Source organism: Rhizobium sp. Leaf384, from assembly GCF_001424065.1.
In the GTDB taxonomy this organism is placed as follows: Bacteria; Pseudomonadota; Alphaproteobacteria; order Rhizobiales; family Rhizobiaceae; genus Ferranicluibacter.
The window spans coordinates 1,100,128-1,116,578 of sequence record NZ_LMQE01000001.1 but is presented as its reverse complement, the minus strand read 5'-3'; the positions used below and the strand labels follow the sequence as shown (position 1 = coordinate 1,116,578).

Sequence of the window (16,451 nt, the reverse complement as noted above, 5' to 3'; positions counted from 1 at the left end):
CATGACTGTCGAAAAGACTTCCGACGTGACGTTCGATCTCGAGCCCGGATTTGCTTCCGTCTACGCCGCCTTCGAGGCTGTGGCGCAGCGCAATCTGGAGAAGGCCGCGCTGAAATTCGAAGGGGAGACGGTCTCCTACGCCGATCTTGTCGCGCGGATCGAGAACACCGCGCGACATCTCAGGGCCCGGGGGATCGGCAAGGGCGACGCCTTTGCGGCGTTCGGCCAAAACCGTCCGGAGCAACTCTACTGCTACTACGCCGCGGCCAAGCTCGGCGCCGTTTTCGTGCCCGTCAATCCCAACCTCACGGCCGCCGAAGTCGCCTATACGATGGACCACAGCGAGGCGAAGGTTCTGTTCTACGACGACGCCGTGGCGGAAACGGCCAAGGCGGCCGTGTCCGAGAGCCGGCTCGTGCCGATGAGCGTGCTGGAAACAACGCTGCCGGTACGGCTGATCGACACCGCAGCCGTCACGCCGACCGATGACTTCCTGATCATCTACACGTCCGGGACGACAGGCGCGCCCAAGGCCATCATTCTCGACCATGCCGCGCAGATGAAGGGCCCCGCCGCCCTGGCGCGACTGTTCGGGATCACGCGCGACGATGTCACCCTCGTGGCCCTGCCCCTGGGCTATCTCTATGGTCTTTCCACCGCTGCGGCGGTGACCCTCCAGGCCGGTGGCACGATCGTCGTCCTCCGGCGCTTCCATCCGCGCGACGTCCTTGCGGGTCTGGTCGAAAACGGCGCGACGGTCTTTCATGGCGTGCCGACCATGTTTTCGATGATGATGGAGTATTGCGAGCAGCGGTCGCTGGCATTCGATCTATCCGGGATGCGCAAGCTCATCTGTGCCGGAGCTCCCCTGACGGCAGAGGTGGAGCGACGCTTCATGGCCCAGTTCGGCAAGGCGCTCGAGAACTATTACGCCATGACCGAATGCACGCCGGTCTTCGGTCGCTATTTCGACGACCCGCGCCCGCTTCCCGAGGGGTCGATTGGCCGGGCAGCGCCGGGAACGACCGTCAGGATTCTTCGGGCCGACGGGACGGAATGCGGTCCGAACGAGGACGGTGAACTGTTCGTCCGCGGGGCCGCAACGCTCGATCGCTACCTCAAGAATCCCGAAATGACCGAGGAGGCGATGCGCGACGGTCTTTTCAGGACCGGCGACCTGGTCCGGTACGACGAGAATGGCTTCTACTTCATCACCGGACGGATCAAGGAGATCATCATCCGCGGCGGCGCGAACATTTCGCCGGCGGAGGTCGAGATGGCGCTGATCTCGCATGCGGGCGTCCAGGATGCGGCCGTGATCGGCGTTGCCGACCGCATTTTCGGTGAAGTGCCTGTCGCCGTGGTCGTCCGCCGCCACGGATCGCAGGTCACGCAAGAGGAGCTCATCGCCCATGTCGAGGGGCTGATCTCGGACTTCAAAGTTCCCCGGACCATTCTCTTCGAAACGCAACTTCCCCAGGGAAAGACCGGAAAGACGGACAAGAAGGCGCTGAAGGAACGGATCGAACCGCTGACGGCCACCCGTTGACCCAAGCGTGAGAACAGGGACCACATGATGCAGGCGACGGAATATCAACGACGTGACGGGATCGCGCTCGCAGACCTGATCCACAAGCGCGACGTGGCGCCCGTGGAGCTCATGGAGCGCGCGATCAAGATTGGCGACGGCCGTGCCACCGCGCTCAATGCGCTGTGCTACGTCGACCGTGAACAGGCCATCGATGTGGCGCGACAGGCCGTGCCACGCGGCCAGTTCGGGGCGCTGCCTTTCCTGCTGAAGGATTCCGGGCTTGCGTCGAAGACCCTGCCGTCCAGCGTCGGGTCACGCCTCTTCGGCGCAATGCGGTCCCCGATCGATGCGACGTTGACGAAACGCTTCATCGACGACGGGTTCATATCCTTTGGACGAACCACCGTACCCGAGTTCTGCATGGCGCCGACGACGGAGGCCATCCAGAATGGCGGCCCGACCCGGAACCCCTGGGACGAGACACGGTCCGCAGGCGGCTCCAGCGGCGGCGCCGGCGTGGCCGTCAGCACGGGTGTCGTCCCGATCGCCCATGGCAGCGACGGCGGCGGATCGATCCGCATCCCCGCAGCCTGCTGCGGTCTCTATGGCCTGAAGCCCTCGCGGGGCCTCGTCCCGCTCGGGCCTTCCAGGGGCGAAGCCTGGGGCGGCCTGGCGGCAGACGGGGTGCTGACGCGCACCGTTCGCGACACGGCTGCTGCACTCGATGGTGTCGTCGGGATGGAACTCGGCGCACCCTATGCCGCGCCCGCTATTCCGGGCAGCTACCGCGAGCACCTCCGGCAGCCCTTCGACCGTCCGCTGAAAATCGCGATGTGGCGGTCCGCTTTCGAGGGGATCGCGGTCGCTGCCGACTGCATTGCTGCCGTCGCGTTCACCGCAAACCTGCTGGCGTCACTGGGGCACGAGGTGGTGGACGCCGCCCCGCCGCCGATCAAGTACGGCAGTTTCCTGCGCGCGCATCAGGATGTCCTTGCCGCCAGCGTCACCATGACGGTCAACGGCATGCTCCGGACGAGACCCGATCTCGATCTGCGCACGTGCCTTGAGCCGGCCCTTCTCGATGCCTACGCCATCGGCAAGACGCTTTCTGCCGAAACCTATGCGCTTGCGATCACACGTTTTCACACCATCGCGCGCCAGATGGAAGTCTACATGGCGGATTACGACGTCGTGCTGACGCCGACCTTGACGCAACTGCCGGCACCGCTCGGCACGCACTCCATGGAGACGGATTTCCGCACCTTCCGGAATGCTGTCAGTGCGTACACGACCTTTCTTGCCATCATCAACGCCTCCGGCCAGCCGGCCGCGAATGTGCCCGTCTACTGGACCGAGGACGGTCTGCCCGTCGGTGTGCAGCTCGTCGGCCGCTTCGGACAGGAGGCCGGCCTGCTGAAAGTCTCGGCGCAGCTCGAAGAGGCGGCGCCGTGGATCGAACGATACGACCGACAATTTCAGCCCTGACCTGCGGCGCCGATGACAAGGGCGCCGCTTGAAAAAAAGACGAACTGGTATTCAAATGCAAGGAGCGAAGATGACCCAGCTAACCATAGGCCCGAACGCATTGTACTTCGACGATTTCGTGGTCGATCAGAACTGGACGAGCCCCCGCCGGACCATCACCGAAGCCGATATCGTGATGTTTGCCGGCATGACCGGCGACTACAATCCGGTTCACACCGACGAGGAATTTGCAAAGACGACGCCGTTCGGCACGCGAATCCTCCATGGACCCGCCGTCTTTGCAATCGCGACCGGCCTCGAGTTCCGGCTCGGCATCAAGGAAGGGACGGCCATCGCTTTCCTGGGCATGACCTGGGATCTCAAGGCTCCGGTCAAGATCGGCGATACGATCCATGTGGCCCAGAAGGTCGCCAGCATCCGCCCGACCAAGAATCCGGCTCGCGGCATCGTCAATTTCTGGGTCGAGGTCCGCAACCAGCAAGGCGTCGTCTGCCAGGAAGGCGAATGGAAGGTCATGTTCCACGCCAGGGCCGCTGCCGCTGCTTGATGGGCCAGAACATGAAACGCCGCCGGTTCGGCCGGCGGCGTTTTGAAAAAACGGTTGTGTCGGATCGGCGCGAAGAACCGCCCCCGTCCACATCCACGACGTCCGCGGATGCCCAGTGATCAGGCGGTCCGGCATCCGTTCAGGATGATCTCGACATAGTGGTTTGCGATCTCCTCGGGCGCGAGGCCGCGGCCGTCCTTGAACCATGCATGGGTGAAATTGGCCATGCCGATGATTCCGCTGACGATGACGGGCGTCGGGATGTCGCGGAAGATGCCGGCCTCGACACCCTTCGTGTAGACGGTCTTGAACAGCTGGTCGTATTCGCGCTTCCGCTTCACGATGATCTTCTGCTGATCACTGGTGAGCTCCGCCTGGTCGCGAAAATAGATCGCTGTCCAGGCTTTGCGGCCCATCACGTTCAGCGCATGCTGACGGATCATGGCGCCGAGAAGCTCGGCAGGCGGAAGGTCCTTCTCCATGATCGAGGTCATGTCCTGCGACCAGGCCTCGTGGATGCGCTCGAAGATTTCCCAGAGAACCTGGTTCTTGTTCTTGAAGTAGTAGTAGACCACGCTCTTGGTGTAGCCGAGACTGGAAGCGATATCGTCGATGGTCACGGCACGCACGCCGGTCTCCGCAAACAAGGCGGCGGCCGCCGTCAGGATCTCTTCCTGAACATAGGCCTGTTTCTTGAGCTTCAGCTCTTCCCTGACCTTCAACTTCATCAAACCCTCGTCTTCAAGCATGAGAGCCTCCGGTCGTTGCACGCAGGAGGTTCCGGCCGCCATGAACGACGCTTCATCGCTCAGGCACTACCACCCAGACTTATAAAAATTCTGACCGCTCAGTCAATTCATTTGTCCGGATCGGCGCCTGCTCAATCGTGCATTGCGGTCGAGTGCGGGTGTGCACGCGGATCTGCCCCGCTGCGCGTCTACCGTGGCGGGGCGCGCATCTCAGGCCGTATGCCGGCTGAGGCTGCGCTCCAGCAGGGAGACCGCAATCGTCGCCGGGATACAGATCAATGCGTAGAGAATCCCCGCCAGGATAAGGATCGGCAGATACTGGAAGGTGTTCGTCCCGATCATATAGGCCTGGGAGAGCAGCTCCGGCAGCGCGATCGCAAAGCAGAGCGAGGTCGCCTGGAGCATGAGGATCGAAAAGCCGAGGAGCGCCGGTGCCGCAACCCTCAGGCCCTGGGGCACGATGATGTAGCGGAGGGCGTCGGTATGGGTGAAGCCGACCGCGGCGGCGGCTTCCTTCTGGCCATAGGGGACCGCCTCGAGGCCGGCGCGAATGATCTCGCTGGTATAGGCGCTGGTCGTCCAGGCGAGCGCGAAGGCCGCTGCCGAGAACGAGGTGAGGCTGACGCCCGCCTGCGGCAGGCCGAAGTAGAAGAACTGCAGCATGATGAGGGCAGGGGCACCCCGGCCGATTTCCACGACGGCCATCGTCGCCCAGCGCACGGCCAGGGTCCTGGACTGAACGCCGAGAGCCAGCAGCAATCCCAGGGGAATGCCGACGGCAAGGGCAACGCCGGTGACCTCCAGGCTGACGATCAGGCCGTCGATCATGGTGGGGAGGTTTTCGAGCCAGAAGGTGAAGAGATCGCTCATCGGGCCACCTTCGCTCTCAGGACGCCGTCGCTGTACCGTGCCACAGCGGCAACGGGGAGGCTGATCAAGATGTAGAAGAGACCGGCGACCGCAAAGACCTCCAGCCCCTGGAAGTGTCGCCGGGAGATGAAGTTCGCCTGGAACGCGATCTCGGTGACGCCGACGGTCGATGCAATGGCGGAATCCTTGAGCAGGCCGATGATATAGCTCGTGGCCGACGGCAGGATCACGCGCACCAGTTGGGGGACCATGATGTCGATGAAGACCGACCAGCGCGGCATGTTCAGTGCGTGAGAGGCTTCCCACTGCCCGGGGTGAATGCTCTTCAGGGCGCCGCGGTAGATTTCCGATAGGTTCGCGCCGGTGATCAGTCCCAGGGCGACGATCGAGGCCTGCATGGGTCCGACCTGGAAAAATCCTGATCCGATGCCGAAGTACAGGAGAAACAGCCAGACGATGGGCGGAACCGACCGGAGGATTAGGACGATCACGATGGCCATGGACCGCAGCAGCCAGGAGCGCGAAACGCGCATCGCGCACAGCGGTATGCCGAGGATCGCGCCCATCGTGAAGGCGCCGGCCGTGATCGCCAGCGTCCAGGGAATGCCACTGAGGATGACGAGGAGAGACTCTGCGCTCATCGGTTCTTGACCGCCTGAAGAAACCGCTGCGCCCGCTCCGTCTGCGGATCACGCATGATCGACTGGCTGGGGCCCTCTTCGAGAACACGGCCGTCGGCCATGATCATCACGCGGTTGGAGACGGTTTCCGCAAAGTGCATCTCGTGCGTGACGACGACCATGGTCATGCCGCCGTCTGCCAGTTCCTTCATGACTGCAAGGACCTCGAGACCCAGCTCCGGATCGAGAGCCGATGTCGGCTCGTCGAACAGCATGATCTTCGGATCGAGGGCAAGGGCGCGCGCGATGGCGATACGCTGTTGCTGACCGCCGGAGCAGCGAACGGGATAATGGTCGGCCTTGGAGGCGAGACCGACACGCTCCAGGAGGGCTCTCGAGCGGATATCCGCCTCTGCCTTCGGCCGACCGAGAACGCGCTGTTGCGGAAGGCTGATGTTCTGGAGAACGCTGAGGTGGGGAAAGAGATTGAAGGATTGGAAGACCATGCCCGCAGAGCGCCGCAAGTCTGTCAGCTGCTTTTTGGTTGCGGCTTTCCGGGCATCGATGGTGATGCCTGCAAGCGTGATCGAGCCTTCCGTCTGGGGCTCCAGCTGGTTCAGGCACCGGAGGAGAGTGCTCTTTCCCGAGCCGCTCGGCCCGATGATGGCGAGCACCTCGCCGGAGCGGACAGTCAGATTGATCCCGTCCAGAACCTTGTGCGTGCCGAACGATTTCCCCACGTTCAAAGCCCGCACGATCTCGTCGCGCTCGACAACCTTTGGTCGCCCGTTTTCATTTGCCATTGGCGATAATCTTTCAATCTGCCCGCGAACACGGCGTTGATCTGACTCCGAGCCGACTGGCGTGACACGGAGCGGATTCGTCGAATGATCCAAAGTGAACCTCCCTTCCCAGTTCAACGCCCGATTTCTTCTTGGTCTTTTTGACTGATCGATGAGTTATAAAAACTGACTGATGAGTACATAAACATATCGGCTGGTCATTTGCAACGGCTTTGGCTCGGGCTGCGGGCGGGGTTCGGCCGCGAAGGATCCACGTCGATCGCGACGCGCCGACCTAGCTCCCCGCGACCGCCGGCAACGTTGCGCATCGGCAGGGCAGGGACCGCTCGAGCCCGTCGTTGAACAGAAACGCCACCCGCGGGTTCTCGCGGATGGCGCATGCCGTTCCCCGGGATGGTCCGCTGGATCAGAAGTCTTCCCACGTCTGGACAGCCGTGTTGCCGGAGGCCGCGATGCGGGCGCCCGCATTGCCGGAGTAGGCGCGGGCAATCTGGGCGTTCATCTTGCGGGCGGGGGAGGCCGCAGGTCGGTGGCCGGCGCCGGCGCCGGCGGCGACGGGTGTCGTCGTCCGTCCGGCGGCGCGCTTGATGTCGCCGAACTGAAAGCGGCTGATCAGGTCGCGCAGGCGTTCGGCTTCACCTGCAAGCGTGGCGCTCGCGGCATTGCTTTCTTCCACCATGGCTGCGTTCTGCTGCGTCACCTGGTCCATCTGGTTGACGGCCGTGTTGACCTCGGAAAGGCCGACGGACTGTTCCCGGGCCGACGTCGCGATCGCGTCCATGTGCTGGTTGATCGTGACGATATAGCCTTCGATGGTCTTCAGCGCCTCGCCGGTTTCGCTGACCAGCTTGACGCCGCCCTGCACTTCGACCGAGGAGATGCGGATCAGATCCTTGATCTCCTTGGCCGCCTTCGCAGACCGTTGCGCGAGCTCGCGGACTTCCTGCGCCACGACGGCAAATCCCTTGCCGGCTTCTCCGGCACGCGCGGCTTCGACGCCGGCATTGAGGGCGAGAAGGTTGGTCTGGAAGGCAATCTCGTCGATCACGCCGATGATGTTGGCGACCTGGCTCGACGACTGCTCGATCTTCTGCATGGCGTCGACCGCGTCCGCGACGACCTTCCCGGATTGTCCGGCGCTGGCGTTGGCCTGGACGGCGACCGAGCGGGCCTCTTCGGCACGTTTCGAAGAGTTCGTCACGTTGACGGTGATTTCATCGAGGGCGGCGGCCGTTTCCTCCAGCGAGGCGGCCTGCTGTTCCGTCCGGCGGGACAGATCGTCCGTGCTCTGGCTGATCTCGCGCGTCCCGGTGTCGATCTGCGTGGTCGCTTCGGCAACAGCCAGCAAGGTCGCCGACAACTGGGCGATGGCGCCGTTGAGGTCATGGCGGAGCGCCTCGAAATCCGGTGCGAACGCCTGGTCCAGCTGAAAGCCGAGATCGCCGGCTGCAAGGCGGCGCAGGCCGGTGGCCAGGCCGGACGTGGCCTGCTGCATGCGCTCGCGCGCCGATGCCTCGGCTTCGGCCGTCAGGCGCTCGCGCTCGGCTTCGGCGTGGGCACGAGCGGCCTCCGCCTCCTGCTCCAGCCGCTTGTTGCTGATGGCGGACTGGCGGAACACCTCGACGGCGCCCGCCATCTCGCCGATCTCATCCTTGCGTGTGGCATGGCCGAGATCGATGTCGGTCTGCCCGGCGGCCAGCTGGCGCATGGCCTGCGTCATGCGGCGGATCGGGTGGCCGACACTGCGCACCAGAACGATGGCGGAGGCGACGAGGATGAGGATGATCGCCGCGTTGATGGCAAGCGAGATGGTCCGGGCCTGCGCAATCATCGTCGTGAGGGTGGCCTTGGCCTCCGCCGTGATCTCGGTCGCACTCTTTACGGCGTCGTTGATGAGCTGGTTGGCGGTTTCCGCGACCTTGGTGTTGTCGGTCGCGGTGGTGGCGACCGCGGCCGACATCTCCTCGGGCGTCAGTTTCCGGCCACCGGCCTTCTGGAAGGCCGCCAGAATGTCCTGGGTGCGTTTCTGCGAGATCGTCGCGTAGTCGGTCAGCCGTGCGGCGATCTGCTTCAGCGTGTCGCGCTCCGGTGCGACCTCGACCGGCTTCTGCAGCCCGGCGATGCCGTTGTCGAAATAGGTCTTCACATCGGCCATGGCCTTCTGCGTTTCGGCCTCGCTGTTGACGAGACGCAGCCCGCGCGAGGCAAACCGCATGTTGCTGAGCGCAAGCTTGGCATTGACGACGCCGTCGAGAACGATCTGCTCCCGCTCGAGCAGCGCGTTGGCCTCGGCTGTCTTCGCATCGCTGATCGTCTGGTTCGAGATCATGCCGATCACGAGCAGGATGCTCACGCCGGACGTGATCATCAGTTTGGTGCCGACCTTGGCATTCTCAAAAAGGGACATGGGCTCTCTCGACTCGCGTTGCGGACAGGTCTGGGCGTAGGGGCATGGATGATGGCGCACGAAAGCATCTGCCCGGCTGGAAGAGCAGCAGCAAAACCTGTGCATCATGGGATACCGTCGGACGTGCAGGCATCATGCCTGCTACCGGTTCGCGCAAACTTACTGCGACAAGCTAAAGAAAGATTGAATATTCCAGTACCACGTCCGGCAGGGGCCGATCAGACGGGGCGGCCTTGCAGGCAGGCATACGGACGGCCCTCCGGAGCCATCAGATCAATGCCCTGCGGGTCCTTCAAAGTCGTGTGGAAGCGGCGCAGAACGCCGCTCCGGTTTCGTCACCGCGCGCGAGATCGGCGGGCAGGTCAGCGAATGCAGGGATATTCGCAGATGTCGACGGGACGGCGGGGCGTGCGGCGGTCGTCGTCGCGGTCAAAGCGGTTGTCATTGTCGCCCCTGTCGCGGTCTGCCGCTTCCCGGCGGATCCGGCGGTCACTGCTGTCCCGGTCGCGGCGGTCGTCGCGCGAGCGGTCATATCGGTCGTAGCGATCATAGTCGGGACGGCGGTCGCGCTCGATGTAGACCGGAACGCGATCGGTGTCGTAGCGCGACTGGCGGATATAGACGCCGCTCGACGAATAGCGCGGACCGCTATCGTAGCGAACGCTGTTTTCGCGATAGCCGTCATCGACGCAGCCGGCGAGAAGCGCGGTGGACGAGAGGAGCAGGGCACAGAGCAGGGGACGCATGGGGATCAACCTTTCAAGATGGCAATCTGTAGGAATACAGGCACGAAACGAAACGACCCCGCGGCGCCGCCCGGCAAAGAGATGTCGTCATCCTGTGTGCGCCGTCCGAGATGAACGGCAGCCGAACATCGTCCGGCACGGGACACGGCATTGTTGCCAAACCCTCCACGCTGAGGCATGGAGCGTCCGTATACGGATATGCATCTCACCTTAAAAAGGGCAAGTCCGCTTGCCAGAGTAGGGTGACACAGGCATACCGCCGCGCTCCCGAGCGCTCCCGCCCAGGTGTCGCCCGGGTGTCGCCCGGGTGCGGGCCGGTCTGCGGAAGAAAGATGAGAACAGGGTCATGATCCAGGGCGACGTGCCCATCGTCCGCAAGCGGATCGTTCTGCATTTTCCGGGTTTCGAGCCGCTGAATGCGCAGGCGCATCAGGCGCGGTATGCCCGGGCTGCAGCGCAGAGCGCACGCGTCTGGAACCTGCCTTTCCAGGTCGGTCCCCTCGTGGACGGCGCGCCTATCCCCTTCTTCGACGTGTCGGCCGCACATGCGGGTGCAGATGATGCTGCCGACACGAAGAGCCGCATCTTCGTCTTCGATCATCAGGCACTGGTCGCGCTGCTCACCGACAAGCCCTTTCACCGGCGTCTTCTTGCAGGGTATGCCAGTGCAGCGCGGGTGGTCTGGCAGGGCGGGCTGGTCGGCTATTTCCGTCACGCCTGGCGCTTCGGCCTCTTCTTCGTCTTTCCCTTCCTGCTGGTTGCGCTGGCGTTCCTTGCGTGTCTCGGTCTTGCGCTCACGCCGCTTGTCGCCGGCCTGCCGGGGTGGAATCTCGTCTGGAGCCTGCCGGCCGCCGTCGCGGTGTTCCGATACGGTCTCATGCCGCGGACCGAACGGTTTCACACGCTCCACCTCTTTGCCGATTGGGAGCTGGCCGTCGCCATGGCGGCCCTTGATCGTGCCGATATCAACCTCTGGCTGGAGAGGGCGATTGCGTCCGCCCGGGCCGTGCTGGTGGAGGCGCGCAACGCGGGCTGCGATGAGGTGCTGGTCACATCCCACAGCATGGGTTCCACGGTTGCTGCCCATGTGATCGGCGCTCTCCTGGAGCGCGAGCCGGCCTTGATGCAGGGGCATCGCCTGACCTTCGTCACGCTGGGCGGCGCCATTCTGCAATGCGCGCTCCTTCGCTCCGCCGACCGTTTGCGCGTCCGCGTTGGCCTGCTCGCACAAACCGCCGGGATCGACTGGCTGGACGTCCAGTGCCTGACGGACTCGATCCATTTCTACAAGGCTCCGGTGGTCGCCTGCTCCGGTCATCCAAAAGCCCGGCAGGCGCAGATCGTGACGATCCGGCTGAAACACATCCTGAGCGCGGAGCGCTATGCGCGCATCAAGCACGACTTCCTGCGCGTCCACCGGCAATATGTGCTCGGCCCGGACCGAAGATCTTCGTTCGATTTCACCCTGATGACGGCCGGCCCGCTTCCGGCCTTCGACTTTGCCACCTTTTCGCAGGCGACCCTGCCGCCTATACCCGAGGCCGCCGATCCCGCAGCGTAAGGGCCCATCCCCGCGACAGTCCGGCGCAGGGCGCAAAGTTCCTTCTCGCGCCATGCGCCGCGATATGGTTTATCCCTCACCGCAGGCACGCCGGGACAGGCAGGCCGACGACCGGAAGGACTGCCCGCCATGAATGGCTCTATGACTGGCCCGACGACTGCCGCCCCGACGGCCCGTTTCGATGTCGCCATTGTCGGTCTCGGTGCCATGGGCAGCGCGGCGGCCGCGCATCTGGCCGCTCGTGGCGTCTCGGTCATCGGCTTCGATGCCTACCATCCCGCCCACGGGCTCGGTTCGTCGCATGGCGACAGCCGCCTGATCCGCCTCGGCTATTTCGAGGATCCCTCCTATGTGCCGCTGCTGCAGCGCGCCTATGCCAACTGGCGGGCGCTCGAAGGCCGGCTGCGCGACGAGATCCTGACCATCACCGGGGTGCTGCAGATCGGTCTGCCCGACAGCAAGATCGTCAGCGGCACCCTCAAGAGCAGCGACATGTACGGCCTGGCTTCGGAAACGCTGGATGCTGCGGCGTTGCGCGCGCGCCATCCCGCCTTTGCGATCGATGACGACGAGATCGCGGTGCTGGATCCGCAGGGCGGCTACCTCCGGCCGGAAGCGGCCGTCATGGGCCACGTCAAGCTCGCCGTGGCCGATGGCGCCGTCTTGCATTTCGGCGAGAAGGTCACCGCCATCCGGCCCCAAGCCGAAGACATTACGGTCGAAACCGCCACCGGCCGCTACAGCGTCGGCAGGGTGATCGTCGCCACAGGATCCTGGATCACCGACCTCGTGCCGGATCTCGCCGGCAAAGCCATGCCGATCAAGCAGGTCGTCGCCTGGTATCAGCCGGCGGACGGCTTCCTCACCACGCCGCAGCGCATGCCGGCCTTCATTCGCGACGAGGGCGAGGACGGCTCCTATTTCGGCTTCCCGGCCATCGGCGTCGATGGCGTCAAGGTCGGGCGCCACGCGCATTTCATGGAAGAAATCGACCCGCATGCGCCCAATCCGCCGGTCAACGCGCGCGACACGGATCTGCTCGATGCCTTTGTTCGCCGCCGCCTGCCGACGGCAGCCGGCCTGCGGGTGCGCGCGACGACCTGCCGCTACACCATGCTGCCGAGCGAGGATTTCCTGATCGATCTTCTGCCGTCCGACCCACGCATCGTCATCGCATCCCCCTGTTCCGGCCACGGCTTCAAGTTCACGAGCGTCGTCGGCGAGATCCTCGCCGATCTCGCGCTTGACGGCGGGACGCGTCTTCCGATCGGCGCCTTCTCCTTCGAAGCCATGAACCGTTTCATCGCGGCAAGGGGTACGCGCGCGGAGCTCGAAAACCCGACGCTTTGAGGCCGCTGACGACGCCGCCCGGCTCAGACGTCTCCGACGACGAAGGCGGCATGGATGGCATTGTCCGGCTCAGCCGGTTGATCCGGAGAAGGGGGGGCGCGTCCTGGCCTTGCCTGACTGTGGGCGGCCTCGCGCCAAGACGTCCGAGGCGGCTGAAACGACGTGGATCTTGCCCGGTTTCCTGGCGCCCGTCTGGCGGCCGCACGTGTCCGTGGACACCTTGGATATCGTAGGGGCATCTTCACCCTGTATTAACCTTTCCGGTCGCCCGGCGTGCCGGATGAAGGCACTGTTAAAGTCTCGTTCACGTTTTACCCGCTAGGATTGTCCTGTTCGATGCAGAACCGAGGCGCATGATGCGCAGCTCGAAAACAATGGTGGATGACGCGCATGACGTGCCCAACGGGTCTGGCAATTCCGGCGCTGACGTCGGAATTGCCATGATCGACCGCTGGCTTCCCCGGTTCTCACGATAACGCCTCAGACGAAGATCGCGGTCTCCGCGGCCACGAGCTCCTGAAGGAAGTCGACCACGGTCCGCACCCGCAGGAGATCCCGCGCACTCTCGTGATAGGTCGTCCAGTAGGCGCGCCGGATCGTCGCTTCGGGCAGAATGCGCCGGAGCTCGTCATGCTGGCGTGCGATGTAATTGTGCAGGATGCCGATGCCTGCGCCCGACCGCACCGCCTCCGTCTGACCCGTCGCGCTGGAGATCTCGAAGCCCGCATCCCAGTTGCGCATGATCTCGCCGGTAAAATCGAGTGACGCCGTCCAGAGAAGATCCTCGACATAGCCGATCCGCGGATGCCGCTTCAGCGCCTCGATGGTCTCCGGCGCGCCGTGCTCGCGCAGGTAGGTCTCGGACGCGTAGATGCCGAGCGTGTAGTCCGTGAGCTTGGAGGAGACGAGGCGGCCCTGCTCGGGTCGCTCGAGCGTGATGGCGATGTCCGCCTCCCGTTGCGACAGCGAAAAAGACCGCGGCACCGGTACGAGCTGGATGCGCAGCGCGGGAAAACGCGCCGTGAGCCGCCCGAGCCTCGGCGCCAGAAAGGATACGCCGAAGCCGTCCGGCGCCCCGATCCGCACGGTTCCGGCAACCGCCGTATCGACCCGGCCGACATGCGCCTGGGCCGCCAGCATTTCCGTCTCCATGCGCTCGGCGGCATGCAGGAACACCTCGCCTTCGGCCGTCAGCTCGCAGCCGTTGGTGCGCCGCACGAGGAGCCTCGTTTTCAGGGCCTCCTCCAGCGCCGTCACACGCCGGCTGAGCGTGGCATGGTTGACACCGACGCGCTTGGAGGCAGCGAGGATCTGGCCTGTGCGGGCCACCGCGAGAAACATCCGCACATCGTCCCAGTTCATCAAGGCCCCTCTGCTGTGTCGATTTTTGCACAACCGATGCTGATTTTCGCATGTTGATTTGTACAGACTGTAGTGCGATCGTGCTCCTGGCAGCAATGAAAAAATCTGGAGGAGACAGCATGTACGAGATCGGTCATTTCATCGGCGGCAAGAAGGTCGCCGGCACCAGCGGTCGCACGAGCAACATCTTCAATCCGGCAACGGGCGAAGTGCAGGGCACGGTGGCGCTCGCCAGCGACACCGAACTGGCCGCTGCGGTCGACAACGCCAAGGCGGCGCAGCCGAAATGGGCGGCCACCAACCCGCAGCGCCGCGCCCGCGTCTTCATGAAGTTCGTCCAGCTTCTCAATGACAACATGGACGAGCTGGCCGAAACACTCTCGCGCGAGCACGGCAAGACCATCGAAGATGCCAAGGGCGATATCGTCCGCGGTCTCGAGGTCTGCGAGTTCGTCATCGGCATTCCGCATCTGTCGAAGAGCGAGTTCACCGAAGGCGCCGGTCCGAACATCGACATGTATTCGATCCGCCAGCCGGTCGGCATCGGTGCGGGCATCACGCCGTTCAACTTCCCCGGCATGATCCCGATGTGGATGTTTGCGCCGGCGATCGCCTGCGGCAATGCCTTCATTCTGAAGCCGTCCGAGCGCGATCCGTCCGTGCCGATCCGCCTGGCCGAACTGATGATCGAAGCGGGCCTGCCGGCCGGTATCCTCAATGTCGTCAACGGCGACAAGGGTGCGGTCGATGCCATCCTCACGCATCCCGACATTTCCGCCGTCTCGTTCGTCGGCTCCACGCCGATCGCCCGCTATGTCTATGGCACCGCGGCGATGAACGGCAAGCGCGCCCAGTGCTTCGGCGGCGCGAAGAACCACATGATCATCATGCCGGATGCCGATCTCGACCAGGCGGCGAATGCCCTCATGGGGGCCGGCTACGGCTCGGCCGGCGAGCGCTGCATGGCGATCTCGGTGGCCGTTCCCGTTGGCGAGGAAACCGCCAACCGGCTGATCGAGAAGCTGACGCCCATGGTCGAAAGCCTGCGCATCGGGCCCTATACCGACGAGAAGGCCGATCTCGGCCCCGTCGTTACCAAGGAAGCGCGCGACCGCATTCTCGGCCTGATCGACAAGGGCGTGGAGGCCGGTGCCGATCTCGTGGTGGACGGCCGCGGCTTCAAGCTGCAGGGCTATGAGGACGGCTACTTCGTCGGCGGCTGCCTGTTCGACAACGTCACGCCGGACATGGACATCTACAAGACGGAGATCTTCGGTCCCGTGCTCTCCGTCGTCCGGGCCAAGACCTATGAGGAAGCGCTCGACCTCCCGATGAAGCACGAATACGGCAATGGCGTCGCGATCTACACCCGCGACGGTGACGCTGCCCGCGATTTCGCCTCGCGCATCAACATCGGCATGGTCGGGGTCAACGTTCCGATCCCCGTTCCGCTTGCCTACCACTCCTTCGGGGGCTGGAAGTCATCGTCCTTCGGCGATCTCAACCAGCACGGTACGGACTCGATCAAGTTCTGGACCCGTACCAAGACCATCACCAGCCGCTGGCCTTCGGGCATCAAGGACGGCGCCGAATTCGTGATGCCGACGATGAAATGACGCAGGCCGCCGACAGGCGCGAAAAGGGCTCCGAAAGGGGCCCTTTTTTCATGAGCATCTTTCTCGACATTACGTCGTTTTGGAATTGTTCCAAACTGGCGACCGTTCTATATGTAGCGGCGACAGGGATTGGCGATCGAGGATTCGCCTGCGTCCGAGCATCGGAGTGAAGAATGCGCCTGACCAAGCAGACCAACTATGCCGTTCGCATGCTGATGTACTGTGCCGCAAACGAAGGCCATCTGAGCCGCATTCCCGAAATCGCACGGGCTTACGGCGTCTCCGAGCTGTTTCTCTTCAAGATCCTGCAGCCGCTCAACAAGGCGGGTCTCGTCGAAACCGTGCGCGGCCGCAATGGCGGCGTGCGCCTGCCGAAGCCCGCTTCGCAGATCACGCTGTTCGATGTCGTCAAGGTAACGGAAGACAGCTTCTCGATGGCCGAATGCTTCGATGCGGGCGAGGTGGATTGTCCCCTGGTCGACAGCTGCGGGCTTAACTCCGCGCTGCGCAAGGCGCTCAACGCCTTTTTCGACGTGCTCTCGCAATATTCGATCGACGATCTGGTCAAGTCCCGCCCGCAGATCAACTTTCTCCTCGGCCTCGATCCGCTGCCCTACGTGGCCCCGTCAGCCCAGCCGCAAACGGCAGCCTGACGCCGGTCACGGCAACCATGCCATAACCATCCCAAGAACGACAAACGACGCGTCCCGACGGGCGCGTCGTTTCGGTTTTCATGCATGTCGCCCGAACCTGTGCAGCGGTTTCGGGAAACGACATGCATCTCAACAGACCTTAAAGCGCGTT

14 protein-coding genes are annotated in these 16,451 nt (G+C 63.9%); 7 read left to right on the top strand and 7 right to left on the bottom strand.

The genetic code is table 11. The features are described 5' to 3' along the window. Position 1: 1 nt before the first annotated feature. The 3 genes from ASG25_RS05125 to ASG25_RS05115 all read left to right on the top strand — a co-directional run bounded on the left by ASG25_RS05125 (position 2) and on the right by ASG25_RS05115 (position 3,563). Positions 2 to 1,549 (top strand): class I adenylate-forming enzyme family protein, encoded by a 1,548-nt coding sequence (locus tag ASG25_RS05125; RefSeq protein WP_062472209.1) that lies wholly within the window; start codon positions 2 to 4, stop codon positions 1,547 to 1,549. A gap of 24 nt (positions 1,550 to 1,573) precedes the next feature. Beyond that, a complete protein-coding gene (locus ASG25_RS05120) occupies positions 1,574 to 3,016 on the top strand; it encodes an amidase (protein ID WP_244479318.1) in 1,443 nt (480 codons plus the stop codon). Between the two features lie 70 nt (positions 3,017 to 3,086). After that, positions 3,087 to 3,563, top strand: coding sequence for a MaoC/PaaZ C-terminal domain-containing protein (locus ASG25_RS05115; RefSeq protein ID WP_244475153.1), 477 nt, complete (start codon positions 3,087 to 3,089; stop codon positions 3,561 to 3,563). A 119-nt stretch (positions 3,564 to 3,682) separates the two neighbouring features. On the opposite strand, the gene ASG25_RS05110 is transcribed toward ASG25_RS05115, so the two are convergent. The 6 genes from ASG25_RS05110 to ASG25_RS05085 form a co-directional block, all read right to left on the bottom strand. After that, positions 3,683 to 4,312 carry a TetR/AcrR family transcriptional regulator gene (locus tag ASG25_RS05110; RefSeq protein ID WP_200942750.1) on the bottom strand — a complete coding sequence of 210 codons (630 nt, stop codon included), beginning with the start codon at positions 4,310 to 4,312 and terminating at the stop codon, positions 3,683 to 3,685. Between the two features lie 210 nt (positions 4,313 to 4,522). Beyond that, the gene (locus ASG25_RS05105; RefSeq protein ID WP_062470104.1) at positions 4,523 to 5,182 is read right to left on the bottom strand and encodes an amino acid ABC transporter permease; all 660 of its coding nucleotides are present in this window, start codon (positions 5,180 to 5,182) and stop codon (positions 4,523 to 4,525) included. Beyond that, positions 5,179 to 5,823: an amino acid ABC transporter permease gene (locus ASG25_RS05100; RefSeq protein ID WP_062470101.1), complete on the bottom strand. Its 645-nt coding sequence runs from the start codon at positions 5,821 to 5,823 to the stop codon at positions 5,179 to 5,181. Before ASG25_RS05100 ends, ASG25_RS05105 begins: the two co-directional genes overlap by 4 nt. After that, a complete protein-coding gene (locus ASG25_RS05095) occupies positions 5,820 to 6,605 on the bottom strand; it encodes an amino acid ABC transporter ATP-binding protein (protein WP_082475525.1) in 786 nt (261 codons plus the stop codon). Before ASG25_RS05095 ends, ASG25_RS05100 begins: the two co-directional genes overlap by 4 nt. A 406-nt stretch (positions 6,606 to 7,011) precedes the next feature. Next, positions 7,012 to 9,012 (bottom strand): methyl-accepting chemotaxis protein, encoded by a 2,001-nt coding sequence (locus tag ASG25_RS05090; RefSeq protein WP_062470098.1) that lies wholly within the window; start codon positions 9,010 to 9,012, stop codon positions 7,012 to 7,014. Between the two features lie 362 nt (positions 9,013 to 9,374). Beyond that, complete coding sequence (locus tag ASG25_RS05085; protein ID WP_062470095.1) at positions 9,375 to 9,758, bottom strand: hypothetical protein; 384 nt, start codon at positions 9,756 to 9,758, stop codon at positions 9,375 to 9,377. Positions 9,759 to 10,119: 361 nt separating this feature from the next. Here ASG25_RS05085 and ASG25_RS05080 point away from each other — a divergent pair, with 361 nt between their 5' ends. Next, positions 10,120 to 11,319 carry a hypothetical protein gene (locus ASG25_RS05080; RefSeq protein ID WP_062472197.1) on the top strand — a complete coding sequence of 400 codons (1,200 nt, stop codon included), beginning with the start codon at positions 10,120 to 10,122 and terminating at the stop codon, positions 11,317 to 11,319. 129 nt (positions 11,320 to 11,448) lie between these two features. Then, positions 11,449 to 12,669, top strand: coding sequence for an N-methyl-L-tryptophan oxidase (gene solA, locus ASG25_RS05075; protein ID WP_244479317.1), 1,221 nt, complete (start codon positions 11,449 to 11,451; stop codon positions 12,667 to 12,669). 480 nt (positions 12,670 to 13,149) lie between these two features. Here solA and ASG25_RS05070 read toward each other — a convergent pair whose 3' ends face one another. Beyond that, a complete protein-coding gene (locus ASG25_RS05070; RefSeq protein ID WP_062470087.1) occupies positions 13,150 to 14,031 on the bottom strand; it encodes a LysR family transcriptional regulator in 882 nt (293 codons plus the stop codon). A 119-nt stretch (positions 14,032 to 14,150) separates the two neighbouring features. Between ASG25_RS05070 and ASG25_RS05065 the strand changes: the two genes are divergently transcribed. Both ASG25_RS05065 and rirA read left to right on the top strand, forming a co-directional pair. Further along, on the top strand, positions 14,151 to 15,647 hold the full coding sequence (locus tag ASG25_RS05065) for a CoA-acylating methylmalonate-semialdehyde dehydrogenase (RefSeq protein WP_062470084.1): 1,497 nt from the start codon (positions 14,151 to 14,153) through the stop codon (positions 15,645 to 15,647). A gap of 173 nt (positions 15,648 to 15,820) precedes the next feature. Continuing rightward, a complete protein-coding gene (gene rirA, locus ASG25_RS05060) occupies positions 15,821 to 16,300 on the top strand; it encodes an iron-responsive transcriptional regulator RirA (protein ID WP_062470080.1) in 480 nt (159 codons plus the stop codon). Positions 16,301 to 16,451: the final 151 nt, after the last annotated feature.

Bases quoted from the DNA above. Each gene is read 5' to 3' on its own strand.
- ASG25_RS05125 (WP_062472209.1), top strand. From the start codon at position 2: ATGACTGTCGAAAAGACTTCCGACGTGACGTTCGATCTCGAGCCCGGA.
- ASG25_RS05120 (WP_244479318.1), top strand. From the start codon at position 1,574: ATGATGCAGGCGACGGAATATCAACGACGTGACGGGATCGCGCTCGCA.
- ASG25_RS05115 (WP_244475153.1), top strand. From the start codon at position 3,087: ATGACCCAGCTAACCATAGGCCCGAACGCATTGTACTTCGACGATTTC.
- ASG25_RS05110 (WP_200942750.1), bottom strand. From the start codon at position 4,312: ATGCTTGAAGACGAGGGTTTGATGAAGTTGAAGGTCAGGGAAGAGCTG.
- ASG25_RS05105 (WP_062470104.1), bottom strand. From the start codon at position 5,182: ATGAGCGATCTCTTCACCTTCTGGCTCGAAAACCTCCCCACCATGATC.
- ASG25_RS05100 (WP_062470101.1), bottom strand. From the start codon at position 5,823: ATGAGCGCAGAGTCTCTCCTCGTCATCCTCAGTGGCATTCCCTGGACG.
- ASG25_RS05095 (WP_082475525.1), bottom strand. From the start codon at position 6,605: ATGGCAAATGAAAACGGGCGACCAAAGGTTGTCGAGCGCGACGAGATC.
- ASG25_RS05090 (WP_062470098.1), bottom strand. From the start codon at position 9,012: ATGTCCCTTTTTGAGAATGCCAAGGTCGGCACCAAACTGATGATCACG.
- ASG25_RS05085 (WP_062470095.1), bottom strand. From the start codon at position 9,758: ATGCGTCCCCTGCTCTGTGCCCTGCTCCTCTCGTCCACCGCGCTTCTC.
- solA (WP_244479317.1), top strand. From the start codon at position 11,449: ATGAATGGCTCTATGACTGGCCCGACGACTGCCGCCCCGACGGCCCGT.
- ASG25_RS05070 (WP_062470087.1), bottom strand. From the start codon at position 14,031: ATGAACTGGGACGATGTGCGGATGTTTCTCGCGGTGGCCCGCACAGGC.
- ASG25_RS05065 (WP_062470084.1), top strand. From the start codon at position 14,151: ATGTACGAGATCGGTCATTTCATCGGCGGCAAGAAGGTCGCCGGCACC.
- rirA (WP_062470080.1), top strand. From the start codon at position 15,821: ATGCGCCTGACCAAGCAGACCAACTATGCCGTTCGCATGCTGATGTAC.